The 25,286-nt window shown below is 58.3% G+C and carries 12 protein-coding genes and 10 pseudogenes; 13 read left to right on the top strand and 9 right to left on the bottom strand.

Translation table 11 applies throughout. The annotated features are described in order from the left end of the window. Positions 1-605: 605 nt before the first annotated feature. The 3 genes from AC0L2A_RS15310 to AC0L2A_RS15300 all read left to right on the top strand — a co-directional run bounded on the left by AC0L2A_RS15310 (position 606) and on the right by AC0L2A_RS15300 (position 7,964). The gene (locus AC0L2A_RS15310; protein ID WP_473609469.1) at positions 606-2,312 is read left to right on the top strand and encodes an amino acid adenylation domain-containing protein; all 1,707 of its coding nucleotides are present in this window, start codon (positions 606-608) and stop codon (positions 2,310-2,312) included. A gap of 28 nt (positions 2,313-2,340) precedes the next feature. Continuing rightward, positions 2,341-2,541, top strand: a complete 201-nt coding sequence (locus AC0L2A_RS15305) for an acyl carrier protein (protein ID WP_473609520.1) — start codon at positions 2,341-2,343, stop codon at positions 2,539-2,541. An 83-nt stretch (positions 2,542-2,624) separates the two neighbouring features. Then, on the top strand, positions 2,625-7,964 hold the full coding sequence (locus AC0L2A_RS15300; protein WP_473609468.1) for an SDR family NAD(P)-dependent oxidoreductase: 5,340 nt from the start codon (positions 2,625-2,627) through the stop codon (positions 7,962-7,964). Between the two features lie 215 nt (positions 7,965-8,179). Here AC0L2A_RS15300 and AC0L2A_RS15295 read toward each other — a convergent pair. Together AC0L2A_RS15295 and AC0L2A_RS15290 are read right to left on the bottom strand one after the other, a co-directional pair. Continuing rightward, a pseudogene (locus AC0L2A_RS15295) lies at positions 8,180-8,350 on the bottom strand (DDE-type integrase/transposase/recombinase); the annotation flags it as partial. A gap of 310 nt (positions 8,351-8,660) precedes the next feature. After that, positions 8,661-9,172, bottom strand: a pseudogene (locus AC0L2A_RS15290) (ABC transporter permease subunit); the annotation flags it as partial. Positions 9,173-9,342: 170 nt separating this feature from the next. On the opposite strand from AC0L2A_RS15290, the pseudogene AC0L2A_RS15285 reads away from it, so the two are divergent. From AC0L2A_RS15285 to AC0L2A_RS15270, 4 genes and pseudogenes are all read left to right on the top strand, one after another. Then, positions 9,343-10,700 (top strand): annotated as a pseudogene (locus AC0L2A_RS15285) (ISKra4 family transposase). Between the two features lie 528 nt (positions 10,701-11,228). Beyond that, complete coding sequence (locus tag AC0L2A_RS15280) at positions 11,229-12,044, top strand: nucleoside hydrolase (RefSeq protein WP_473609518.1); 816 nt, start codon at positions 11,229-11,231, stop codon at positions 12,042-12,044. 269 nt (positions 12,045-12,313) lie between these two features. Continuing rightward, positions 12,314-12,706: pseudogene (locus AC0L2A_RS15275) on the top strand (COG3415 family protein); the annotation flags it as partial. Positions 12,707-12,880: 174 nt separating this feature from the next. Further along, a pseudogene (locus tag AC0L2A_RS15270) lies at positions 12,881-12,997 on the top strand (IS6 family transposase); the annotation flags it as partial. 286 nt (positions 12,998-13,283) lie between these two features. Here the strand turns inward: AC0L2A_RS15270 and AC0L2A_RS15265 are convergent. Then, a pseudogene (locus tag AC0L2A_RS15265) lies at positions 13,284-14,517 on the bottom strand (IS110 family RNA-guided transposase). A 177-nt stretch (positions 14,518-14,694) separates the two neighbouring features. Here AC0L2A_RS15265 and AC0L2A_RS15260 point away from each other — a divergent pair. The 5 genes and pseudogenes from AC0L2A_RS15260 to AC0L2A_RS15240 form a co-directional block, all read left to right on the top strand. After that, positions 14,695-14,843, top strand: a pseudogene (locus tag AC0L2A_RS15260) (IS6 family transposase); the annotation flags it as partial. A gap of 530 nt (positions 14,844-15,373) precedes the next feature. After that, positions 15,374-16,645 (top strand): HAD family hydrolase, encoded by a 1,272-nt coding sequence (locus tag AC0L2A_RS15255; protein ID WP_473609466.1) that lies wholly within the window; start codon positions 15,374-15,376, stop codon positions 16,643-16,645. Positions 16,646-16,865: 220 nt separating this feature from the next. After that, positions 16,866-17,849, top strand: coding sequence for a hypothetical protein (locus AC0L2A_RS15250; protein WP_473609465.1), 984 nt, complete (start codon positions 16,866-16,868; stop codon positions 17,847-17,849). A gap of 219 nt (positions 17,850-18,068) precedes the next feature. Next, positions 18,069-18,626 (top strand): plasmid pRiA4b ORF-3 family protein, encoded by a 558-nt coding sequence (locus AC0L2A_RS15245; protein WP_473609464.1) that lies wholly within the window; start codon positions 18,069-18,071, stop codon positions 18,624-18,626. 148 nt (positions 18,627-18,774) lie between these two features. After that, positions 18,775-20,058, top strand: a pseudogene (locus AC0L2A_RS15240) (ISKra4 family transposase). Positions 20,059-20,139: 81 nt separating this feature from the next. Here the strand turns inward: AC0L2A_RS15240 and AC0L2A_RS15235 are convergent. Then, positions 20,140-20,397: pseudogene (locus tag AC0L2A_RS15235) on the bottom strand (transposase); the annotation flags it as partial. 155 nt (positions 20,398-20,552) lie between these two features. Between AC0L2A_RS15235 and AC0L2A_RS15230 the strand changes: the two are divergent. After that, the gene (locus AC0L2A_RS15230; protein ID WP_473609463.1) at positions 20,553-20,741 is read left to right on the top strand and encodes a hypothetical protein; all 189 of its coding nucleotides are present in this window, start codon (positions 20,553-20,555) and stop codon (positions 20,739-20,741) included. 238 nt (positions 20,742-20,979) lie between these two features. Here the strand turns inward: AC0L2A_RS15230 and AC0L2A_RS15225 are convergent, their stop codons facing one another. The 5 genes and pseudogenes from AC0L2A_RS15225 to AC0L2A_RS15205 form a co-directional block, all read right to left on the bottom strand. Further along, complete coding sequence (locus AC0L2A_RS15225; protein ID WP_473609462.1) at positions 20,980-21,531, bottom strand: isocitrate lyase/phosphoenolpyruvate mutase family protein; 552 nt, start codon at positions 21,529-21,531, stop codon at positions 20,980-20,982. Between the two features lie 50 nt (positions 21,532-21,581). Then, positions 21,582-21,851, bottom strand: a complete 270-nt coding sequence (locus tag AC0L2A_RS15220; protein WP_473609517.1) for an isocitrate lyase/phosphoenolpyruvate mutase family protein — start codon at positions 21,849-21,851, stop codon at positions 21,582-21,584. A 108-nt stretch (positions 21,852-21,959) separates the two neighbouring features. Further along, positions 21,960-22,166, bottom strand: a pseudogene (locus AC0L2A_RS15215) (LysR family transcriptional regulator); the annotation flags it as partial. Positions 22,167-23,046: 880 nt separating this feature from the next. Continuing rightward, positions 23,047-23,880, bottom strand: a complete 834-nt coding sequence (locus AC0L2A_RS15210) for a phosphodiesterase (protein ID WP_473609461.1) — start codon at positions 23,878-23,880, stop codon at positions 23,047-23,049. A 73-nt stretch (positions 23,881-23,953) separates the two neighbouring features. Further along, positions 23,954-25,234: an ABC transporter substrate-binding protein gene (locus AC0L2A_RS15205; protein WP_473609460.1), complete on the bottom strand. Its 1,281-nt coding sequence runs from the start codon at positions 25,232-25,234 to the stop codon at positions 23,954-23,956. Positions 25,235-25,286 lie beyond the last annotated feature (52 nt).

Raw genomic sequence — 25,286 nt, 5'->3', positions numbered from 1 at the left:
GTGCGCGGGTGACTGGATCGGTGAGAATATCTGGGATTCTATCAATCCGAACGTTGGATGAGGGGGGACGCGGTGGGCGGCAGCGCATTGGAAAGGAGCGGTCGGTTTTGCAGTTGATGGCGCTAACAGTCATCACTGGATGAGATTACGAAGCTGATCGACCAGATGGCGTTGCTCGCTCTCTCGAGCGATTCTGCCTGGCCGCTGTTGTCGTTATTCGAGGCCAGCCGCGCAGCCGCACGACGCACAGCAGGGTGTCGTTGCTCACTGGCAGCATCAGCCTTGGGGTGAAGCCCGCTGCCGGCGCCCTCAAGGAGGCGATTGCTGCTACAGGCCCAACATCTTCAAAACCGATCAGGGAAGCAATTTCCGGAGCCTCGCCTCCAGGGCCACGCAGAAGGACACCGGCATCCATGGACACGTCTTCCTCATGCCTTCGAAACCGGCAGCGAGATGCCTAGGGGATCGGCACTGTATCTGGCGATGCCCGCACACCTCGGTCAAAATATTAAGAACATGTGAAGTTTTATTGAATGGATTGACTGTGAACTTACCACGGATACAGTAAAAATGTATTTAGCATATCTGGCATTCTGAGGGAAACCATGCAGAGTTTAAACAACGCCTCAGGCCCTTCAGAGCGGACCATTGCAGCGTCCGTGCTTTGGTATGCATCCGAATTTCCTCGTCGTCTGGCTGTCGTTTTCGGAACAGAAACGATCAACTACATGGATTTGTGGCTGCGAGCCTGTGAGATAGCTCGCGCCCTAAAAACTGGACGTGAAGCGGGTTTGGACCGCGTCGCAATTCATTTTCCCATAGGTGTTGACCGGATCGCGGCGATCCTGGGCTGTCAAATCCTGGGTGTTTCCTACGTTCCCGTGGAACCAAGTCTTCCAGAGAGTCGCATTCGCGAGATGCTTGCGCAAGTGGACCCGAGCGTGCTCCTCAGTTCATCGGCAGTCTGTTCGGCGATCCTCAAGGATGTTTCGTCGGGCTCGGCGGTGATGGTCGAGGAAATTGGAGTGGGCGCAGCCGGTGCTGGATCGTCCGACCGAGATGCGGCGCTGTCGCCGAATTCCAGTGGCTACGTTATCTTTACCTCGGGTTCGACTGGCAAGCCGAAGGCAGTCGACATGGGAGGAGCAGCGCTTCAAAACCTTGTGGACTGGCAGATCGAACTTTCGACGCTGTCAGACAATGCGGCAACGGCTCAGTTCGCCACCATTTCGTTTGATGTATCGTTTCAGGAGATATTCTCTACGCTCTGTTCTGGTGGCCGTATCGTCATCCTAACGAGTGAACAGCGGATCGACCCCGATTTGCTTTCGGACGAGATACAGCGTGCCCGGGTGGAACGATTGTTCCTGCCATTTATCGCTCTCCAACAATTGGCGTCGAATTGTGTGGAGCGCAATCTGTTTCCCAACAGTCTACGGGAGATCCACACCGCCGGCGAACAACTCGTGGTCTCTTCCGGTTTGCGCGAGTTTTTCAGCAACCTACCCGAGTGTCGGCTCTTCAATCAGTACGGTCCCTCCGAGACACACGTCGTCACCTGTCACGAGCTTGATAGCAATCCAGCCGAATGGCCTAGGTTACCGCCTATCGGTCGGCCTCTGCCGAATGTCGAACTCTTTATTTTAGATGAAGATGCGCGACCGGTGAGGTCACGAGAGGTGGGAGAGCTCTATGTCGGTGGCGTTTGTCTCGCGCAGGGTTATTTCCAGGATAAGGAGCGAACAGAGGAACGGTTCCTGACTATCGATATTAATGGCACGCCAACGAGATTGTATCGGACCGGCGATTTTGCGACGTCAGATGAAAGTGGTTGTTTTTTCTTCTGTGGTCGCCGTGACCACCAAATCAAGATTGACGGCTATAGGGTTGAACCTGGGGAAATTGAGAGCGTTATAGCTGATCACCCAGACGTGGCCGAAGTCGCCGTGGTTTTCGAGCGTGATGCAAATGGAACGGGACGGCTGATCGCCTGCCTAACGAGCAAAGATCAGGCGCCAACCGACGGTCTCGAAACAGTAGTTCGCGCCCATGTCCTTAAGATGCTCCCTGGCTACATGGCGCCGGACCGTGTCCAGATCATGAGCGCGATGCCTAAAACGGCAAGTGGCAAGGTCGATCGCAAATCAATCGCCGAAAGGCTATGTGCCGAAAAGGTCAAGACCTCGGCGCCGCCTGTCGAGAAGGCTGCCAGTGCCACTACAAGCGGATCGACGAAGGGAGGTGACCTGTGCAGCGCGATTACCTCCCACTGGCGGGAGCTTCTGGACCATCCCTCGCGCCGATTCGGATAACGTGTTCGATTTCGGCGCGCGTTCGATCATGGTCCCGGAGCTTCAACGCCGCCTTCGCCGCCAATTCGGGATCAACATGTCAGCGATCTTGGTCTTCCGGCATCCTTCGCCGAGGGGGCTTGCAGACTTTTTATCGCGAAACTCGGCGAAGGGCGATGCATCGAACACGACGTTGGCTGGACTCGCAACCCGGCGTATGTCGACCAAAGGACGCGCTTCTCCGCGCTGATCCTGCGCACCGATGACCCGCTCCAGCAGACAACACGCTCCGGAAACCAAAGATCAGAAGGCCGGAGCAGCGACGAGGTAATAATGAACGGCCCCATTCACAGAGCTACACCCATTGCGATTATTGGCATGGCCTGCCGGTTCCCCGATGCTGATACGCCCAAGGCGTTCTGGGAAAACATTATTGCCGGACGCGAGAGCGTTCGTCAGTTGTCGGATGTTGAACTCGCCGGCGCGGGCGTCGACCCCGAGCAGTGGGAAGCGGAGGACTATATCCGCCACGGCGCGCCGCTTACAGGCCTCAGCTACTTCGACGCTGACTTCTTCAGCATCATGCCTCGTGAGGCGGCTCTCCTCGATCCGCAGCACCGACTATTCCTGGAAAACATTTGGCACGCCATCGAAGATGCTGGCTACGCCGTCCGTTCGACCGAGATGACAACGGGCATCTATGCCGGCTCCGGCCCGAACACTTATTTCGCCAGGAGCGTAGCCGGCTCGCACGATTTCAGCAAGGAAGGCATGCTCGACACCATAACCGGCTTCCAGGCCATGCTGGGAAACGATAAGGATTACCTAGCGACTCGGGCGGCCCATCGCCTCAACCTCATCGGCCCCGCCATCAGCGTCCAGACAGCTTGTTCGACCTCACTCGTAAGTCTCCATCTGGCTTGCAGCGGTCTGCAGAACGGCGAATGCGACATGGCGCTGGCGGGCGGTGTCACTGCAATCATTCCCGACCGTGCGGGCTATCGCTATCAAGAGGGCATGATCTTGTCCCGCGACGGCCACTGCCGTCCGTTCGATTCCGAGGCCAGCGGCACGGTGTTTTCGAGTGGCGTCGGCGTGGTTGCGCTTCGACGTCTCGATGACGCGCTCGCCGAGGGTGACACCATCCACGCTGTTATTCGCGGATCAGCGATCAACAATGACGGAAACGACAAGATCAGCTTCTCGGCGCCGAGCATCGAGGGCCAATCGAGCGTCGTCGCAAGAGCACTCATGAACAGCTCGCTCGCGCCGGAAACGATCTCCTACTTGGAAACGCACGGAACGGGCACGAAACTGGGTGATCCGATCGAAATCGAAGCCCTCAGCGAAGTCTTCGCCAGTTTGCCGGCGGATGTCGCGCCGATTACCCTTGGTTCGGTGAAGGCGAATATCGGCCATACGATCGCCGCTTCCGGCATCGCGGGTGTAATCAAGACGGTCATGGCACTGAAGTCGCGAACCTTGCCGCCGGCGGTCAATTTCAAGACGCCCAATCCGGAGATCAACTTCGATCGCCTTCCCTTCGCCGTGCCGACTAGCGCTGTGCCCTGGACGTCCAAGGGTCCACGACGCGCGGGCATCAGTTCGTTCGGCGTGGGCGGAACGAATGCCCATGTCATTTTGGAGGAAGCACCGAGCGAGACGAACGATTCATTTCAGCCGAATGATGCGCCGCACCACCCGGACGTTCCTCGTACGCTGAACATTTCGGCACGCACGCCACAGGCCCTGGGCGCCATGTCCAAGAGTTTTGCTTTGCGACTTGATACGGCAGAGCCCAACGAGCGCGACGCCATCTGCTTCACTGCGAACACCGCCCGCCGCGCTTTTGAGTATCGGAGTTTCGCGACCGGTCGGACAACCAGGGGGCTGGCAGAGAGTCTTCGCGCAAACGATTATGCCCGTGTCGATGTCTCCAAACACGTGGTTCCCGCCGCTCTGTTCACCGGACAGGGCGGCCAGGGCGAAGGTATGGGGCGCGGACTCTACGAGAGTGATCCGATCTTCCGCGAAGCCTTCGACGCCTGTGACGCGGTGGTCGCACGGATTCGCAAGCACGGATTGAGCGACATCCTATACGGTGACGGGACGCTCGCCCATTTCGTTCACGATACCGAATATACCCAGCCCGCCCTGTTCGCGATCGAACTTGCACTCGCCCGAGTTCTCGAGGCTAGGGGCTTCGTCCCAGAGATCGTCATGGGCCACAGCATCGGAGAATACGTGGCGGCCCATCTTGCCGGCGTGTTCTCACTCGAGGACGGGCTGCAGCTGATCACCAAGCGCGGCGAACTGATGGGTCGGCTTCCACGTAATGGCGGCATGGTCGTCCTGACAGCTGATCCCGACACAGCCCATCAGATGATCCGGGACTCCGAAGTTGAGCTCGCCATCGCGGCCGAGAACGGACCAGCCAGTACGGTGGTCGCGGGCGAGACGGACGCACTTGAAACGCTGATCAAGGTCGCCAAGGAAAAAGGCATCCGCACGACGCAGTTGAAGGTCTCCCACGCCTTTCATTCGCATCTCATGGATCCGATCCTCGAACAGTTTGAGGCGTTCGCGAGCACCCTCGATTTTTCCGAGCCCGACGGCCGACTGATCAGTGCGAAGACTGGTAAGGTCGCCGGCGAGGAAGTCGCTGATGCGCGCTACTGGACCGACCACGTTCGCCAGCCCGTCCTGTTCCATCAGGGCATAATGACGGCGCAAGAAATTGGGGCGAATCTCTTCCTCGAAATCGGTCCGCACCCGGTCCTCACTCCGATGGCGCAGGCGGCCCTAGATGGCATTGCCTCGCCCTCGCAATTCGTCTCGAGCCTCAATCGCACCCGCAATGACGAAGAGGTTCTCGCCGAGACCGCGGGCCGCCTTTTCGTCGCCGGCCTTGCGATCGATACGCTCACCGATCTGCCGGATAATGAACGCCGGCTCGTCGATCTTCCGCTCTATCCCTTCGAGCGTCAGCATCACTGGATCGACACGAAAGCGAGCGACCGGCTGGCATGGCACTGCCGCCGCGAATGGCACGTGGAAAAGCAGTCGGCGCCGCAACTGCCGAAAGACAAGGCCCTCTGGATTATCCTGGGCAATGCCCTCGGTCTCGCCGGACGTTTGGCTCAAGCGATCGAGGCGAAGCGGGAAGGACCCAGGCAGACAGCGGTCGTTCTTTCGAATGTCGAAACAGGTCTATCTGGCGGTGTGCTCGACGCGTATGTCGCGGGGATCATCGTCACTCCTGAGAGCGCGGAAGGCGCGTCAAGTGGACAGATCGTCGAGGCGGCGCACAGCCACGCCGCCACCCTCATGCAGTTCGTCCAGACGGTTCAGGCAGCCACCAAGCATGGCAATCTGACGAAGGCGAAGATATGGGTCGTCGGCCAGTCCGGCCGTGCCGTGCCGCAAACAGACAAACCAATTCCGGACGCCGCTCGTCCAGCCTCACTGGTCAGCGCCTCACTGCATGGCATGGCGATGGTGCTCGCGAGCGAACATCCCGATCTGTGGGGGGGTGACATCGATCTCGGCGCGGAGCCGAGCGACGCAGAAATCGCGGTCGCGATCGGCATTCTTTTCGGTGGCTCTGGGTCGGAGACCGCCTACGCCGTGCGCGGCGAGGAACGCTATGTCCTGCGCCTCAGCGAAACCCGCGATGTTGGTATGGATTGCGCGGTCCATCCGCAGAAGACCTATCTCGTCACCGGCGGGCTTGGCGCTCTCGGATCGCTAATGGGCGAATGGCTGATAAATCGCGGTGCGCGCCGCCTCGTGCTTCTCAACAGGGACGTCGCGGACGGCGCCAAACAGGAACGGCTCGAAGCCCTGCGACGTTCGGGCGCTGAGATCGCGGCGCATGCGGTTGACATCGCCGACCAAGTCGGAGTCGACCGAATCCTGGGCGATCTCTCGGAGGCGGGCCATCAACTCGGCGGGATCATCCACACCGCCGGCATCGTTCAGGACGCCACGCTCGGATCGATCGAGGAGGCGAGCGAACTGGAACGCGCACTCCGGGCCAAACTCCAGGGTACGCTCGTTCTCGACAACGCGAGCCGTCGCTTCTCACCCGACTTCTTCGTCTGCTTCTCCTCGGTTAGCGCGCTTCTCGGTATGAAGGGCCAAGCGGCTTACGTGGCGGCCAATGCCGCCATGAACCGCATTGTCGAGGGCCGCAACGCCGAGGGTCTGCCAGGTGTCAGCATCGAATGGGGTCCGTGGGCGGAAACCGGCATGGCGTCCGGACTCGACGAGCGCCTGCGCAAGCGCCTGACCGATTTCGGCCTGCTCGCGATCCGCAACCGGGAGGCGCTCGAGCGGCTGGAGGGCCTGTTCGCCTCAACTGGCACGCTCACCGCAGCGCCGATCCTGTGGCGACGTTTCGTCAAGAAGCAGTACGGGGAGACGCCGGCTTGGCTCACGCCTCTGTCGAATGTGCACAAGAATCCGCAGGCGGCCAATGACGACGAGGCGACAGATCCACTTGCGCGGCTCTTCGGCTCGGTCGCGCCGAGCGAACGCGGTCAGGCGATCGAAAGCTTCCTGCGCGGAGAAGTCGCCCGTGTGCTCGGCATCGCCGATCCGGACAGCCTGCCGATGGACGAAGCGCTCAACCAAATGGGATTCGACTCCTTGGCTACAATTGAGTTCCGCAACAAACTCGCCAAGAGCGGCATCAAGGTTTCGCTCCAGAAGCTCGTGATGGGTGCTTCAATCGCGGAGCTCGCGGCCGATACTGAGACGCAGGTGACCGCCACTCTCGGGGGCATTGCGGATGGCGAGGCGGTACTGACAGCGCCGGTCGTGGCCGACAGCGCCCAGAGCTACGACAAGAGCGCGGTGATCATTCCGCGTCCGAAGCCCGACGCGCCGATCCGCCTGATCGGCTTTCCCTATGCCGGCGGCGGCCCGCTCGTATTCCAGCACTGGATCGACAAGATGCCGGATCACATCGAGCTCGGCATCCTGCAGATGCCAGGCCGCAGCGCGCGCCTGGAAGAGGGCTTCTGGCTGCGGATGGAGGGCATGGTCGACGGCATCGTGCCGGAGATGCTGCCCTTCCTTAAGGACAAACCGTTCGCGTTCTTCGGGTTTTGCTATGGCGGTATCCAGGCCTTCGAGGTTGCCCATCGGGTGCGCCGCGATCACGGGCTGCAGCCGGAATACTTCTTTGTGGCCGGTGGTCGCTCGCCACAGACCTACAATGACGACCAGTTAGCCATTGACGTCCAGCAGTTCAATCACGGGACCGGCAAGGCCGAACACGAACTCGACGAGAGCGAGTTCGTCGAGATGCTAAAGGAGGTAAATTTCGCCAACAACAAGGCCCTGTTCGAAGACCCCGAAATGCACGCGATGATGCTTCCGATTATCCAAGCGGACTACGCGATGAACAACGCCTATCGCTACGGTTCCCATCCTCCGCTCGACGCTCCAATCACTGCGATAGGCGGCCGCGTCGACCCATATGTTACGGGCAACCACATTATCGGCTGGAAAGAGCATACCACGAAGCAGTTCAAGGCCCATTTTTGCGCCGGCGACCATTTTTTCATGGAACATCAGATCGAACTCCTTACGCGAATCGCGATCGAAGACCTTGAGCCCGTCGTCCAGCGGTTGGCCGCAGACGGCAAACGCCACAGCTGGCGGTGATGACCTGACCACCGGCTTCAGTCAGACCAACAGTCGACCCGTCCTGCCGCCTTTGACCGCGAGCCCTGCGGTGGCATGCGAAACATCGAATTGCGGCAGCGGTTCCGTCGTAAAGTTTTGTCTGGTCAGAGAATTTGCCAGAGTGTTGGCAACCTCATGCGGCAGCGAGGATTTCGAACCGAGAGACGGAGATTGAAGGCGTACCGCGCCTGTCATTTGCGCATCATGTGGACCATCTCGATGCAGGACCGGGTGACCGCGGCGGCGTGCGTCGATTTGAACTCTAGAATCGGCCGCACGCGGCGCTTGATGCGCCGATAATCCTGCTCGATGCGGTTAATGAAGTATTGGCTTTGGCGGATGCGGATTGACCTCGACCGGCGCCGGGGAAACTTCGTGGAAGCCCGCTATGCCGACGTGACGTTGCCTTCGATTAACCACCACGTCCAAGATCAGCCGCTGCGCACTGCTGTTCCACTCCGGCAGCGCTGTTGTTTCGTCAACGGTTGTTGCACGGCGCTCGCCTCAGAGCGCACGCGACGAGACTTGGAGCCGTCCAGCGAATTGCGTGAGCTGATTCAGGCGCACGAGATGGCATACGCGATGTTTGGCAAGGCCGTTCACGAAATGGGGAGAAGCATCTCCGACCGCAACAAAGCGAGCCAAGCAAAGAAAAAGGCCCTGCTGGCCGTCTGCGCTTATGCGCACCAGCAGGACCACCAGCGCCAGCGCATAGCGAACCAGCCTTCGATGCCGCCACCGACGAAGGGGCCGAGATAGACCTCGGCCAGCTTTTCGCTGGCGCCGCCGACGATGGCGCCGAGGATGAAATCGAAGCCGCCAAGCACCAGCACCGGCAGCGCTTTCAAAACGATCAGCGACAGAGAGAACTGGACACCGAGACGCGCGCCCCATAGCAGCCCCGCGACCAGCGCCACGAACCCCGCGGCCGTCCACACCGTTCCCCATATCCGGGGCAGCCTCAGCCCGACGGCGAGCGCTGCGAACTGGTCGTCGGCGACGGCGCGAAACGCCAGCCCGATCCGGGTCCGGTAGAAGAATGCTCTCAAGCCCGCCACCATCGCCGCGGCTATACCTGCCGCGAGAAGGTCGAACGACGAGATCAGGATGCCGCCGACCTCGAAGGGCGTGCCGTCGATGCCGAGGTCGAGCCCGTGCACCTGGGTGCCCCACATCAACTGGGCCGCGTGTCACTTGGCAGTTAATTATGAGAATGGCTTGCCAATGATTCCAGTTGCTTAGCCCAGCACTTAATTTGAGAATGAGCACTTAATTTGATAATCGGCCTTGGGAGCGGGAAAAAGCTGGGGGTAAGAATTTTGGCGTAACCGGAGCTTTTTGTGAGAAGGGGCATTCGGTGGTAGCGCAATTGAGGATGAAGGTCTGGGTCGAATTGGTTGGCGCCGATGGCCTGCCGCTACGTCGAGAGATCGCAATTGTCGCACGCAACGTCGAAGGAGCGCGGCTCGGCGACTTCGGCCTCTCTCTGGATGAAAGCAAAGGCATACAGCGCCGCCTGCAGGGGGAATTCACGCAGTTCCAGGCAGATCAGGCGGCACAGCTGGATAGGAATTGTTTGGAATGCGGTCGCGTTCGGAGCATCCATGACTACCGATCTCGCACGGTCGACTCGCTCTTTGGCGTTTGCCGTATGCGCGTACCTCGCTTTCGCGGCTGCGCGTGCGACGGATCGGCAAATCCTGGCGAAGGAAGAACAGAAGCCCTGTTGAACGGCAGAGCCACGCCGGAGTTGCAGCGTATTCAGGCTGAACTCGGCTCCCGATTGTCATTTCGTGAAGCGGCGCGTGTTCTCGACCTTTTTGTGCCGGCCATGCGGCCGCACAATCGGCACTGTAAGCAACCGGCTGGCAAAGGTCGCCGATCAAATCGAGAGATGGGACCTTGCAAGTACCTATAGACTGAGCCGTGCCGACGGGTCGCCCATTTCCGTGTTCATTGATGGCGCCTACATTCGCGCGGTCCCCGGATACCAGAGCCGCCATTTCGAAATTGCCATGGGGCGGGTTGTGACCAAAGGCCGACCACCGCGTCAGTTCGCGGCCTCACCGCATGCTACCACCGGCAAGCACGACGTTGTTCGTGCGGCGCTGCGGGCGCAAGGGTGGGTGCCAGGCAGCGACGTCACCGTTTTCAGCGACGGAGACGTCGGGCTGCAGGGTATCGTCATCGGCGCAACACGCCAGCCCATCACCCACATTCTCGATTGGTTCCATCTGTCGATGCGGCTCCGTCATATCGAACAGGCGTGGGAAGGGCTCAAGAGCGTCGACAATCTGAGTATTTACCTTCGAGACACTGCGCTTCATGTGCCGCGGCTTCGTCATCTCCTCTGGAGCGGCTACGTCAGGGAGGCGACGAGAACGGTGAGGGATATGCTTTGCCAGTTGGAGCAATATGCTCGGCTGCCGGATGCCAGCAACAAGCTCAAGCGCTTCTTCGAACTGGTCAGCAATCTTCAGACCTATCTGATCCAGAACAAAACCTCCCTGGTCGACTACTGCCAACGATATTGGTCGGATCACCCGATCTCGAGTGCCCCGGCCGAATCCGCCGCCAACAGCCTCGTCAATGCCCGCATGAACAAAAAACGTCAGATGCGGTGGTCTCCCGCAGGGGCTCACAGGGTACTTCAGGTCCGCGCGGCGGTTGCCGATTGGTCGATTCAAGCAAGCCAAGTTTGCCCTTGCGGCTTGACCCCCAGCTTTTTCCCGCTCCCCGCGGCTGATCGATTTCGGACGACTGCGGAGCGGAACTATCAATTTGCGGCGGCCCGGGCCGTCTTCCTTGCCGAAGCCTTGGCTATCGCTATCGCCGACCACGCCAAAGGCATGGCGCGGGCAACGGCCAATATGTAAGAATTTACTCCAAACATTGTCATTGCATTTGGATTATTACTCCATTATTCGGAGCTGTCGGCGGCAACGAATCAGTGGCGTTCCTTGCGCGACCCCTGCAGGCCCTAAGTGATGCTGCAAGAGCATAGACGCATGCAAGGTCCCAGTGATCGTCCGGATCGGCGTAGGGACGAAACGGGTCGGTCCGTTGAAGCAGTCTTATGGTCATGCCATCCGCGACGAGAACCGCGAATAAGGAATAACAACGGATGACGAGCCTTAGTTACGCTGAACGCCTACAAATGCTGCCCCCCCCTCAGGACGGGTACGGTGCGTTCTTGATACCGACACCTACAATGAAATCGATGATCAGTTCGCCATCGTGCAGATGTTACTGTCATCTGACCGTCTGGACCTGCAGGCGATTTATGCGGCACCGTTCTTTCTCGCGCCGTTTTTTCCCAGCGACCGCTCGGAAAGCCCTGGCCATGGTATGGAATTGAGCCATGAGGAGATCGTTCGGGTGCTGGAACGTATGCAAGTTCGGCCAGAGGGGTTGGTTTTCAGAGGCGTTACGGACTACGTAGGTCCGCAGAAGACGGTTCGTGAAGCGCCAGCCGTCGATGATTTGATCAAGCGGGCGCGAGCAAGTTCGCCGGAAGATCCGCTTTACGTTGTGGCAATCGCAGCGATCAGCAACGTCGCGTCTGCCCTTATCAAGGCACCAGACATCAGCGATAAAATCGTCGTTGTGTGGCTGGCTGGTAATGCTTTGGAATGGCCAGACACCAACGAATTTAATCTGTGCCAGGATTTAGGCGGATCTCAGGTCCTCCTTGATAGCGGTGTTCCGCTCGTGCTCCTTCCTTGCCTGGGCGTTGTTTCCCATCTTTTGAGTACCGTCCCGGAGATCGAGCGGCATGTAGAGCCGTATGGCGATATTGGCCAATTCCTCGCCCAGAGGTTTAAGGAGTTGTCCGATGATCACGTCGGCTGGTCGAAGCAACTTTGGGACATGGCGCCTGTTGCTTGGCTGCTCAATCCCGATTGGTGCGAAACCGTAGTAACGCATACGCCGGTGCTCACCGATCAGTTGACATGGAGCGTCGACCGAACGCGGCATCCCATCCGCTACGTCTACCGGATTCATCGCGATCCAATTCTTAAAGACTTTTTCTCAAAGCTGAAAGAGAAACACAGCTAACGGAGGTTTCTCGACGAGTGGTGTCCCTTGTTTCAAGGAAACACCTGAATACGTGATGGGGATAGCATCTCTGATCCTCAAGGAGCCTCCCAGAGGATTCGGCGAGGGACCAAGCGGCACAGTGGTCCCTCGCCCCCGACATCATCTGAAGTGTCGCGCAAAATCGCTTGCACATTAATCCGCTAGAGCACGTCCTGTGATCGGTGAATCAATTGTGAGGTGACGACGGCGTTCGCAAGTGATTCAACATCCATTTCATGAGGTGGATGATGGGAAGAGCACTGAGCGAAGATCTTCGACCCGAATCCTGAAGGCTTCGGACGGCGGCATGTCGGCGCGGCAGGCTGCGGCGCGGTGTATCGAGCGCATCCGTTGAATCGCCAGGGCAAAGATCGGCGAACTGGCGCTGAGGCAGCAAAGCCGCCGCGCGCGTCCAGCCTCGATGCGCATGAAGTCTTCATTGTCGGGCTGATCGATGAACGCAAAGACATCACGCTGAACGAGATGGTGGCGCGGTTGGTGGTCGAGCAATCGGCTCGGATCAGTCGCAGCGCCTTAGAGTTAAGCGCCTGGCTTGGCCGGCACGGCTGGTCGTTCAAAAAAAGTCCGCACATGCACTGGAGCAGGATCGTCCCGACATCCTGAAGCGCCGTCGCGCGTGGTGTATGCATCCGGTGAAGACCGCAGACGTGCATATCCGGTGGCCATGAGCACCTGAGCACCGCGGTGCCGGGGTCAAGCTTTCGATGGGGAGACGCGATATATTGTTCGAGGAGGAGTTTGACCTCCTCGATGCCTTCATCGGTGAAGGCCAAGATCCCGTCGTCATCGTTGGCGGCAGCCCGACCAATCATGAGGCGATCCTTTCCTGCGACGCCGAACACCGTCTGCGGAATCGATCGCGGCGATCGCTGAAGCCGATCCGCACCCGCCAAAGCCAGTACCTCACGGATGTATTTGGCAAGGGCGGTCTTGTTCGGATGTCCAGGAAGTTGCCTCTTGGGCGTTCGTTCAGGGCGTTCTGCTCGACAGACGGGCGAGAAAGCGTCGCGCGCAGCGAGGTCAGGGCTGGCCGGCAGACCACCGCGCGATATGCGCGGCTTGGCCTTGACGGAGCGAGCACGTCGCTATCATTCGCCGTCATCGGGAGGATCGGCGAAGCTGATTTTGCTATTCTGTCGCGGCTCGGGTGACCCCGTGGCGAAGCACAGGTCCGAGGTTGCAACCCTGTCGCGCAGCCTAAGTTTGTCGCACCTCATTGGCGGCACCCGGGCGCCCACTCGGTGATTTCTGTTTCCAGGTAGCGACGAAGCGACGGTAGGCTTCCTCGGCGTTGCCGATCATCTCACGCTCGCTGTCGCGCACCGACTTGTTGCTGTAGGCGGCGGCAGATCCCTTTGCCCTGCCGCCGCGACGAGACGGATAGCCGGCGGTCAATTCCAGCCTTCGAAGCTTCCAATCCAGGAGCGCCGAGCGGCTCCAGATGTAGTCCTCGTCCTTGGTCAGCATGTGCCAGACGATGACCGCCAGCTTGCGGGCCGTCGCGACCGCGGCAACGTGTTTGCCGCGCTTGTCCCGGATGCGCATGAAGAAGGCGCGCAGCGGACCAGGCACACCGGAAATGACCCACGCCGCCTCGACCAGCATCGATCGTGCATGGGCCCGGCCTTGTTTGGTGATCCGACCGTGGTAGGCCGGCTTGTCACCGGACTGCCGGACCCGCGGGTTGAGCCCGAAGTAGCTGACGAGCTTTTCCGGCGATGAGAACCGTTCGATGTCGCCAACGGCCGCCACGACGCTCAGCGCGACCGTGACATTCACGCCGGTGATCGTCATCAGCCGCTTGACGCGGGGCTCCTGGAGCGCCATTTGCGCGAGGCTCTTGTCGACTTGTGCAAGCTCGCCACCAAGGCGGTCGAGTTCGCCGGCATGGCGAAGGACGACACGCCGCTGATCCTCGGCAAGCGGCTGGGCCTCCAGCCAAGCCCTGCCGCGCTTCGAGAACAGCGTGCCTTTGTAAGGCGGGATCAGGTTGGCGTGCAGAACCGAATGGATCCGGTTCTTGAGGCGGGTCATCTGGGAGACGAGTTGTGTTCGTTCGGCCACCACGCGACGGCGCGTCTCGGTTTCCTCGTCCGGCATCTACACTTCAGGCAGAAAGCCGCTCGCATGGAGCTTGGCCAGCACCGCCGCATCAATCTTGTCGGTCTTGACCTTGGCCCAGGCGATGGCTCGGACCAGGATCGGATTGGCTATGACCACCCGCGCCGCAAAAGGTGAGAGCAAGCGGACGATCGCACTCGTATTGCCCGTCGCCTCAAGGACAATCTCGTCGTCCGGCTTGAGCTCCCCGGCAAATTGCAACGGGCGGCTGCGTTCGAGATCGACCCGCCCGGCGTCCCCGATCTTGCCGTTCTCCAAAGATAGCCACTTGAGCGAACGATCGATGGACATCGAGGGCAATGCTTCTCATTCCCGGCTCCTTTCCAGGTCTGCAACCATGGGAGCCGGCGGGCTACTCGCAGCTCATGAGATACTTCGGCCTGCCCGCCATGCGTGCTCCCGACACCCCAATCCGGTAGGTGGACGGTAGTCGATCCATCCTTGCAGGCAAATACGGATTGGCGCGTCGCGCCTATTCATGCCTGATAACAATCGCATTGAGCAGGATCCTCGACGGATCAAGTGCCGCATCAGTCTGGCATCGAGATGATCCACATGATGCGCAAACGGCAGGCGAGGTCTGCCTACAATCCCAGCCCCTCAATCGCAGAGCAATTCGCCATCCTCACGGCATAGAACGCCGACGCGATTCCTGCCATCCTTTGTCCCGTTTCGATCTTTGCGACAGAACCCTCGCTCGATGCCCTCAGCGAGTGTGTAGTTCTTTCGGCCAGCCAGTCGGGCCGGTTTAGCACCTGCGCAGCAGCCAGCTTCTCGCCGGTAGACATACTCCAAACCCGCCGTGCTTGGCGTCCTGAGTCCTTGGTAATGATGTGCCGTGGCGGACGACCACATCATCAGGTGATTTCTTCATAAACTTAACGCACGCAACTCGCTGCTGCGATTTGCGGATGTGCCACGGCGGTCGAACCCGGGCCCCGACTCTGTCATGTTTGTCGGATTCGGCACAAAAGGCCTATTTAGCCATTCTCTTGTGTCGTTTTAGCCTAAACAACTGAAAAGCAACCAAAAAAAACTTCTTTCACTCGATCAGCCGGCTGGCATGCATTTTGAAACGTTCATGATGTGTTAAGCGACGCCAGTGCTTGCACATCAGGTGAGAAGTTCTCCCCAGAAGGATTACGCTCGCGCGAAGGAGACAATATATGCAGCATATATTGGAGAAATTAACCGCCAAGATAAGGCAAACCGATGGTGACCAACAGTCTTCCGACAAGTTCCATTTGGAAAATCTGTTGTCTCATGACCTATTTGGCGAGATCTTGCCGCGTCTTCCCGGAGACGACCTCTATCGCCCGCTCCCGAGCAACATGCGTGATACTCACCATAGGACGAACATAAAAGTTCACGATATCCCGACAATCCTAGACGACTTTGGGGATTCCGTAAAGGTACTCTCGCTTGACTGTTTCGATACGTTGCTATGGCGCAAGACATCGACACCTAGGGACGTTTTTGCCGTGCTCGCCGATACGCCCGTCGCGCGAAGGTTAGGGATAGCTCCTCACCAACGCGTTAGCGCTGCTGCGCGTGCCTATCGAGCGAAGCTATTAGAGAACGGATCGAGGGAGGCGGATCTCGGTGATATTTATCGGCTTTTTACATCGCTTTCAGGTGAGGAACGGGCGCTATTGGCCGAGGCGGAAATCCGAACCGAAATGGATGTTTGCTTTGCATTCTCACCGTACGTAGAACTGATCAGGCTGGCGCACGCCCGTGGTATCAAAATTATCATCGTGAGCGATACGTATTTGCGCGAAGAGGAGTTGAGGCGCCTCTTGGCTCGGCATTTGCCTGAGGACGTTATGCGATCAGTTAACAAGATTTACTGCTCTGTCGATTATGGGACGTCGAAGAGCGATGCCATTTTTCAGATTGTAATCAAGGAGTGTGGCGTGCCTGCATCGCAACTACTTCACATCGGAGATAATGATGTAGCCGATGCTCAAGCGCCGCGGAAATTCGGCGTACGTGCGCTGCATTTTCTGCCGTTTGATCATGAGGTCGCAGACTTCTTGCGCCTGCAGCACGCGGCATCGTCGTTGATTGTACTCGATCAGGCAGCGCCGGGAGCAGTTGTTCTGCCATGCTATAGTCCGTTTCGACCAATTTTTGCTGTAGCAAACCTGCAGCCGTACGCGCCTGAGACGATGATCGGCTACATGTCGTTTGGCCCGGTGCTATACGCCTATGCCCGTTTTCTTATGGACGAGGTGGAGGCACTACAACAGCAGGGCAAGCGAGTAAAAATCTTCTTTCTGTTGCGTGACGCTTATCTTCTTTCAGCCGCGTGTGAGGCCTATGCGCGCAAGCCCGTCGGCAAACCGGTACGAATCCGCAAATTTCTTGCTATTGCGGCCTCTTTCAAAACCCGCGCCGATGTCGATTATACATCAGCGGGATTGACCCCGAAGTAGTTGATGATTTGCATGCCACTGCAAAACAGCTTTTGCTTCCGCCTGAAGTAACTGAATTGTTAATACGAATCGCCCATCAATCTGCCGATCCGCAAACCGCATTCCATCAGTTGCTGCGCGACGACGATGTGTTGGAGAGGAAGGCGATACCATTATTTTAGCGGACATAGCCTATTACGGCAGAACGCAGGAATATCTGAGTCGGGCGCTCAAGGAAGAATTGAAAGTCGAAATACTTGGACGCTATTTGGTGGCTTCCGACGAACCTTACCGCCCGGCGAACGGAAAAGCACTTATTACAACGTCTTGTTGGGGTTATGATTTATTTGAGCAATGTTGCACCCTCAAGGAAGGAATGGTTGTAGACTATGATTTGGACGGCGAGCCAGTTCTCGATGAGATCAAACTTAGCGAGAGGCAGTACGAGAAGGTTGCCAAAGTTCAAGATGAATGCTTGCGGTTCATCGATGATGCGAGATCGTTTTTTACGAAGTCTGGTGTGACGCACGAGTTTTCTATTTTGCAGCGGGCCGCCCACGCAGCTCTATTTCGTCATGGCTACATGCCTATCGAAGCGGAGTTGGAATATTTCAAGGGCTTCCAGAACGACAAGTTTATGGGGCCAGATCGCACGAAGACGTTCTATCATCTAAACAGTGCTTGGAAGAATGTAATGTGCCTGCCCTCACTTTATCGGCTGGGTGCATATGAAACGCGCGGCTTGGGGCTTGACTTCGCATTCAGCGGACTGTTGCAAAAAAGATTTCAACTTGATCTAAGACCAGAAGATATGAATGTGCGGTTTTCACCTCTGAAAGTCTCGATAGGGAGCATACGAGAGTCCAAGGTCTTCTTGCTTAGAGCACACTATCTGCATGACGGATATTTCTCCATTCTGCTGCCATATGAAAGCGGCACCAGCGTGAAAATGCTCCTGGGAGAGCACTACGAATGGTTGCAAATCGAAGGTATACAACTTTTAAATAACGCAAGAAGGGTGTGTAGTGATGTGTCAATCTCTCTCGATCTGGAACAAATCAACCGGGAGGGAGAGATTTGCCAGTGCCTGTCACAGGCAAGCGTCGCGACAATACGTCCCGTTGTTTTGCAACAGTTCAAAACGCCTCATTACTATCATGTGATTTTTCGCCCATTGGTTTTGAGGGCATCTGATCCGCCACGGAGGCCAGGCGCCTCGCAATAAAGGAGGAAGATGGCTCTGTCGCAAACCTTTCGGTAAGCGGACTATTGCATGGAACGCCCCTGAGAGTACCAAGAAGTGTGGGGTCCTGGTAGCTTGAGATCCGCGATCTGGATAGGCTTGGCTCGCCGAACATGCCGGGGTCGGATATGTCGTTCGCATCATCACCAACGCCGACGGGCCGTTCTCCAGCTCAAGATCCGGCTTCTCGGCGTGAGCCCGATGGTCTGGCGGCGGATCCAGGTGGCCATGGGCTGGGAGAGCTTGCACCTCTTCGAATTCATCATTCGCGCGGTTCGTTACGGTTCGCCGGATATTTGCCCCGAACCGCCTGACAAGACACTCGAGAGCTTTGCGTTCCGCACGATCGCCAAGTTCGCCTACGTCTATGACATGGGCGACTGGTGGGAGCACGAGATCCGTGTCGAAGACCGGTGTGCGCCTGGGAAATGCAAGCGCTACCCGGTCTGCACCGGTGGTGCAGGTGCCTGTCCGCCTGAGGATTGTGGCGGGCCGAACGACATCTCGCGCGTCGCGACGAGGCGCTGGGCCTGGATGCCATGGAAGACCTTTGGACGATGGCGGATTTTGTCGAGCAGGTTGTTCTCAATGACGATCGCGCCATGCTCGATGACGAGGGCACGCGCCGGAAGGTCGAATGCGCCATTGAGCGGTGCCGCTCCCGCGCGCCTGTTCTTGCCAACGGATTTTCACGGCGGAATGTCAACAAACTTTCGCCAGGGCGAGCATCGGCGGCTGATGCAGCAATGGTTCGTATGAGATGCCGCCGATCGCCGCCCAACAGGTTGGCCGCAAAGGCTCCAACGACTTCGCCCTTCCGTGTCGTGACGGCGGCGCTGAGCAGTTCCCGACCGGCCTTGTCAGTGACCTGGTCGAACATTCTGGAAAATCGGATTTGAGGCAGGGAATGAAGATTGAGATCAAGCTGTGGATCACCGCCAAGGACGGCAGCACTTCCGAGGAAGAGGTTTTGAGCCTCGACAAGCCCCATGACCAAGCTTGAGGCGATCGGATTGTCGCTCACCGAGGCCAAGGATCTGCTTGGCCACCTGCAGGAGCACATCGTTGCGGCGCAAGCGGCAAGCTTTGCCGCCGCGCGGCGCTGTTGCCAGCAATGCGGTCGAGCACAGACGAGCAAGGGCAGCACATCGATCCGCTTTCGAACGCCATTCGGCGACGTGCCGGTTTCCAGTCCGCGGCTTCACCGCTGCGCTTGCAATGCCGGCGAGACCCGGACCTTCAGCCCGTTGACGGCGCTCTTTTCCGAACACGTCGCGCTCGAACTGCTCTATCTCGAAACCAAATGGGCCTCGCTGGTCTCCTTCGGCGTCACCGTCGACCTTTTGAAGGATGTCTTGCCAATCGGTTCTACTTTGAACGCTGAGACGGTCCGCAATCATCTTCACCGCATAGCCGCGCGCGTCGAGGCGGAGCTCGGCGAGGAGTGCCCCTCCTTCATCGAGGGCTTTCCGCGGATGTGGGCGCATTTGCCCGATCGTCGTCGGGGTGGATGGCGGCTATGTGCGCGCCCGAGACAGCACCCAGAGCCATTTCGAGGTCATGGTCGGCAAATCGATCCCGGAAGATCGGGAAGACCGGTATTTCGGTCTGGTCCAGAGCCACGACGACAAGCCCGCCGCCGCTTGCGAGAGGTCCTGCGCGAGCAGGGGTTTCAGATGAACCAGGACATCACCTTCCTCACCGATGGTGGCGACACGGTGCGCAACATGGCGGTTGCCATGTCTCCCTGCGCAGAGCATGTGCTCGACTGGTTTCATATCACCATTATGCTGACCGTTCTCGGCCAATACGCCAAAGGGCTGGCGCATCACAATCCAAGAGAAGCCGAAGACGCTGCGCGCGAGCTGAGGCGCATCAAAGGCTATCTGTGGAACGGAAATCACCGTCAGGCGCTGCCCTGTATCGAGTGGCTTGTCGACGATCTCGATGCGGTCGAAACCGACTATCCCGGGATGAAAGCCTTCCGGAAGGCACAACTGTGAATGTCGTCGTCGGCAAGCGCTTCTCAAAGCGCCAACAGATGCGATGGTCGAAGGAAGGCGCACATCTCATGCTGCAGACCCGAACCCGCGCGCTCGACGGGACGCTGCGAAAAAAGTTCGAACAATGGTATCCCGGCCTCGCCGTCTACAAAAACGCCGATCGACCGGAGACCGCCATGGCAGCATAAACACCCCACACTTTTGGTACTCTCATTCGGCTTTGTTCTCCTGCCCTTGGAGCCGAAAGTCGGTGCTGCCGTTTCTTAGGAATCGTTGGCCAGCGTCAGTTCGCCGATCTTGGCATGCAGCGCCTTCAAATCGACCGGCGCTTCGGTCGCCCCCGCCTTGTCCGGCCCGAACACCCCGGCCGCGCTTTCCAGCAGATGGTTCTTCCAGGTCGTGATCTGGTTCGGGTGAACGTCGAACTGTAGCGCCAGCTCGGCCAGCGTTTTCTCCCCCTTCACGGCGGCCAAAGCCACCTTCGCCTTGAAAGCCGGTGAATGCGTCCGGCGACTTCTCTTCGTCATGTCTGCTCCTGATTCGCAGCGAGAAACCTCGCCGCCGTCAGGCAGGAAATCCACTTATGCCACCGTCCGAATTTGCGGAGCCAGCTCTCTGCGAGGCGTTCGACGTCAATGCTCAGTGGCTTCTCTTTGGTTAGGGCGGTCGCAACACTGTCAACATGCGCCGCGTGCTCGAGCAAGCAGTGATGCGGGTGAAGGACTTCATTGGAGAGCACGGCGGTAAAATCATCATCACGCGCAAGAGCGAAGCGCGTATGATCCGAGTGCTTTTCGAATACCTCGTCGAGCACGAGGACATATCGCCAGCTTTTCAGGACGTGCTGCTGGATGCGATCGCCCGAGGATGATTTCAAGCCGTTCTACGTAGGAGGAGAGCTACACGATGTTACCGGAAAACACGATGTTCTTGGGGTCTGAGTAGCAACGGAACAGAAACCCCACAGAAGCAGTGCGACAGCGCCAATCAGGTCAAGGATCGTTACGATCCTAATATGGAGCCGAGTTGACGACCGCCTGGCTCGGCCGCGATCAACGGGAACGCAGCGATTGCAGGTTCTCGAGTGCTTCAGCTCGGCGCAGACAGTGTCAGGCCAGGAACCGCTTTTCGTCAGCCTTGACCTGGTCCATCTTCTGAAGCCGGAAGATTTCTTCGACGGGCACGATGTCTTTGTGGACGTTCTTTACGCCGCCATCGGCGATGATCCGCCGGAAAGCATCCTGCATCGCAGTCGTTGCGGCGCGGATACCATAGTTGCCGTAGATCGTCATCTTGATGTTCCCTAGTGCGCGGATGCGCGTGGCGTCGAGTTCCGGATAAGCGTTGGGAACTATGACTAGCGGGACAGACCCTTTCCAAGCACGGGAGAAGCTCTCGATTTCGGCCGGATCCTTCTTCTTGGAGTGAATCAAGATCATGTCGGCGCCGGCCTCGGCATAGGCCATGCCGCGCTTCAGCGCCTCGTCTTCGCCCAGCCCCGCGATCAAGGCTTCCGTGCGGGCGATGACAAGGAAGTCCGGATCGCTGCGCGTCGAGACCGCAGCTTCGATCTTGCCCCGGAATTCCTCGATCCGAAGCAGCTCCTGACGGCCGTCGGCCGCAAGGCTGGTGACCTTCGGAAAGGTCTTGTCCTCGATCACGACGGCAGCCGTCCCCGCCTTTTCGTATTCGCGGATGGCGTGGATGACATTCAGGCGTTGCCGTAGCCGGTGTCGATATCAGCGACGATCGGCAGAGACGACTGACTGGCGTTCGCCCGCAGCATATCGAGATGCTGGGTCATCGCGATCAGGCTTATATCGGCAAGACCGTAAAGCGCCGAAAGCTCGAAGCCAGACGCCCACAGACCGTCAAAGCCGGCCTCCTCGGCCAGGATGGCCGATAGCGGGCTATGGGCCGCCATGATGTGGACGAGGCCGCGATCGGCCATGCGCTCACGCAGTTGCTTTGCTTTGCTCATAGGTCTTCTCACTTTCCGAAAGGGCTTCGCAGGCGGCGAGAATGCGGCCGCAGGCATGCTGCAGATTTTCGATCGACGATTTTCCCGGTGTTCTCCTCCTCCGTCCTTTTTCCGGCAGAGCCGGGTAAGCCAACGGCAGAAGGCTCGGGCGAGAGCCGGATTGCCGCTGCGGTCGACCGCATAGGCCAGCATGCCGCTCGGCGCACGCGAGCCGGGAATCACTTCCAGGAGGCCTTGTCTGATCAGATCCGCAACGACGATATGGGGCGTCACCAGCAAGGTCTGGCCGGTCGTGACCGCCGGCAAGGCCAGATAATCGGCAGCTCCTGCCGCCTTCCCAGGAGGAAGGATCAAAAATCGTGCCAACTGCGCATGAAAGCCTCAGAATAAGTGTTCTCGATACTATTAATGACTTGAATGATGGTGGGAGCAGGAACCAAGCCGAACAACCCGTGTCGCTCACTCGACAAACCCGGCAGTAGTGTCGGTTGCCCACCGTCTTCCCAGGAATGGCGGGTAGAATTCTCTGCGAGAAGCGGGATTCACGCGTCATTCGACTGCTAAGCGCGCTGTCCGATGTCCGACGATTTCGTGGCTTCTTCTAAATTCGCTGTGATCAGTCCGGTTCCAGAGACTGGGTCCGCAATCGGGCAGGTGCCTGTCGTCTTTGTCGACAGGGTGTTTGACACGATGGAGGGGGGCGACCTGGCACACCTTCCAGGCATATGTGGCTCGGAACATCCGGCGACGATGTCGGAAGCAATGCTCGAAGCCGCCTTCAGAAAGTAGAGGCTTGAGCCAAAGCGACCGCCAGCAGCGGAAATCTACCTAAAGCCATATTTGCAACAGAGCCTACCGAGAAGTCAGGAGCTGTTGCACACCTGTCCCTTTGTCGGGTCCGCTACACGGACTTGCTTGGCCATTTTTTGAATCCCTTCGGTCAACCGCTTGAAAAGATTGCAATTATCCCAGACCGCCGAACTGGCACGGGTTTTGAATTGCCTGGGTAGGAAGCGGCGAAAGCTGCCGAACGGCTTACTGTCGCGCGAGCCGAAATGGATGAAATGAAGAAAGGTAACCACACGACAGATCTGCGGCGCGGCGCCTTCCGCAACGTTTTCGGTTAGGGTTCATTATGACCATGGTTCTCGCCTCAACGATGGCTGGCGGGCTGAGTACCACCAATGCTCGCATATCATATCATGACGAGCCGCCCCTGACCGTCTTCCGTCGCATATTCCCGGGCGATTACATCGCTATCCGCAACCGGCGCAGTATGATGCACAAGAACACCTGAACTTGAGATGAGCATCACGTCGAAGGTCGGCTCCGATTGGATGAACTCGGCGACGCTGTCTTCGAGGCTCAAAGCAATGCGATGCGCGACGCCACGGTTGCAGCTGTAGGGAACGCCGTTCCAGGAGCCCGCCGTCGTGAGATGCAGGTGGCCGAAGGCAAGGTGCATCAGCGACTTATCGGCAATGATCCGGTTCAGAAAAGGCTCCGGGTTTTCGATCAGCATTTCTTCGAACAATTTCACGCCGACAGAGAAAGGGGGGTGGTGCACAAAGACGACCGACCTGCGTCCGGCAGCTGCAGTCTCCTTCAGGGCTGCCTCCAACCATTGCAGACGTTCGTTGCATAGACGCCCCAGTCCCGGATGATCGTCGTGAAGGCTGTCGAGGAAGATCAACCTGATGTCGCCGAAGTCGGCGGTAGTCTGAACGAAGCCGTGGGTATCGACAGGCGCATCTGCGAAGACCCGCCGAAAATTGGCGCGGTTGTCATGGTTGCCCAGCAGAAGACGATATGGGATCTTGAGCTCACTGACGATGTCGCGAAACACCCGATAGGAGGCTTCATCGCCACGATCAGTCAGATCACCTGTGATGACGCAAAGTGCGGCGTCACCATGATTCGTGTTGATGGCATGCACAACCTGCCTAAGGCGCTCGTGTGGATCAAGACCAACCACCAACTGGCCGGCGGGTGCAATATGTGTGTCACTGACGTGGATAATTTTCAACATTTGTACTGACCTTCGAAGGAGGCGAAACTGCGAAACGGGAAGGAGCAGAGCCCCTCCCCGTTCTTGACCTGGCTTAATTCTTGATGATGGCTTCTGTCGACTGCACCATTTCCTTCAGGCCGTCTGCCGGCGATACATCGCCGTTCCCGATCCGGAACAGGATCTCGGACTGGGCCTTCCAGACTTTAATGCTCTTGCCATTCGGATAGCCAAACGAGGCCACAGCAATCGGCCACTGCGTCAAGCTGGTCTTCCATTCGGGATGCGAAGCGTAAAACTCCCCGAGATTTTCATTCTTGAGAGCCTGCTTGTTTGTCGGCATATAGCCAGACCCGAGGACAGTCACCTTCTGACCGCCGGGGCTGGTCAGGAATTTCACAAACTCCCATGCCGCCTTCTGCTTTTCCGGATCCTGCGTCAGGATCGTTGCGAAGTTGCCGCCGGTCGGCACATGGCCGTCTTTGGCTCCCATCGGGAATGTCCCGGTGACCAACTTGAACTTGCCGCCGATGGCATCGTCCATGCTACGGATGTCGGCAGTCGAACCGATGAAAATGCCCAGCTTGCCGGCCGCGAACTGCGCCATGCCAGCATCTTCATCAATCCAGGGCATAGCCACTTCTTCAACAAGGCGACGAACAGTCATTGCTGCCTTCAGGCCGGCCTCATCACCATAGGTGACCTTGGTCCTGTCGGGGCTCATCATCGTGCCGCCATAGCTGTAGACCATGCCCTGCCAGAACCAGTCGCCGAGGGCCAGGTTGATCTGCATACCGTCGACGTCACTGTTGGCCTGCTTGATCTTCTTTGCAGCTTCGATGAACTCGTCCCAGGTCTTGGGGAGGTGCTGGGAATCGAGGCCCGCCTTCTGAATGAGATCGGCGTTGAAGTAGGCAATTGGAGTCGATGCGTTGAACGGAAGGCCCCATTGGTGGCCGTCAATGCGTCCAAGCTCAAGCACGTTCGCGTCATAGTTCTCTTCGACCCACGTCTGGCCCTCCTTTTCGAGAAAAGGCTTCATGTCGGTGATCTGATTACGTGGGGCCAGTGTCGACACGAGATCAGGTAGCAGGCTCATCCCGGCGAAGAAAATGTCTGGCGTCTGTCCGGTCATGGCCTCGCGGGCAACGGCCAGATGCCCCTCATAATAATCCGTCGCCGGGGCGCGGAACTTGATCTTGATGTCGGGATGATCGTTCATGAACGCGTCGGCAAGCGGCTGGTAGAAGCGTTCGCGGAACGCTCCGTAGGCATGTACGACCTCGAGAGTGGTCTCGGCACGCGCCGGAGCGGTGCTAAGTCCGGCGACAGCCGTGAGGCCGGCAGCCAACAGCAAAGTCAAAGTTTGTCTCATCGCGATATTCCTTTCGCTGAGTTGATAAATAAACAGTTATGTTTGTTGGGTG

The sequence above is a fragment of the Mesorhizobium sp. WSM4844 genome (genome assembly GCF_055811775.1).
The sequence above is the reverse complement of the archived record's forward strand: the minus strand, read 5'-3'. Positions and strand labels throughout refer to the sequence as shown.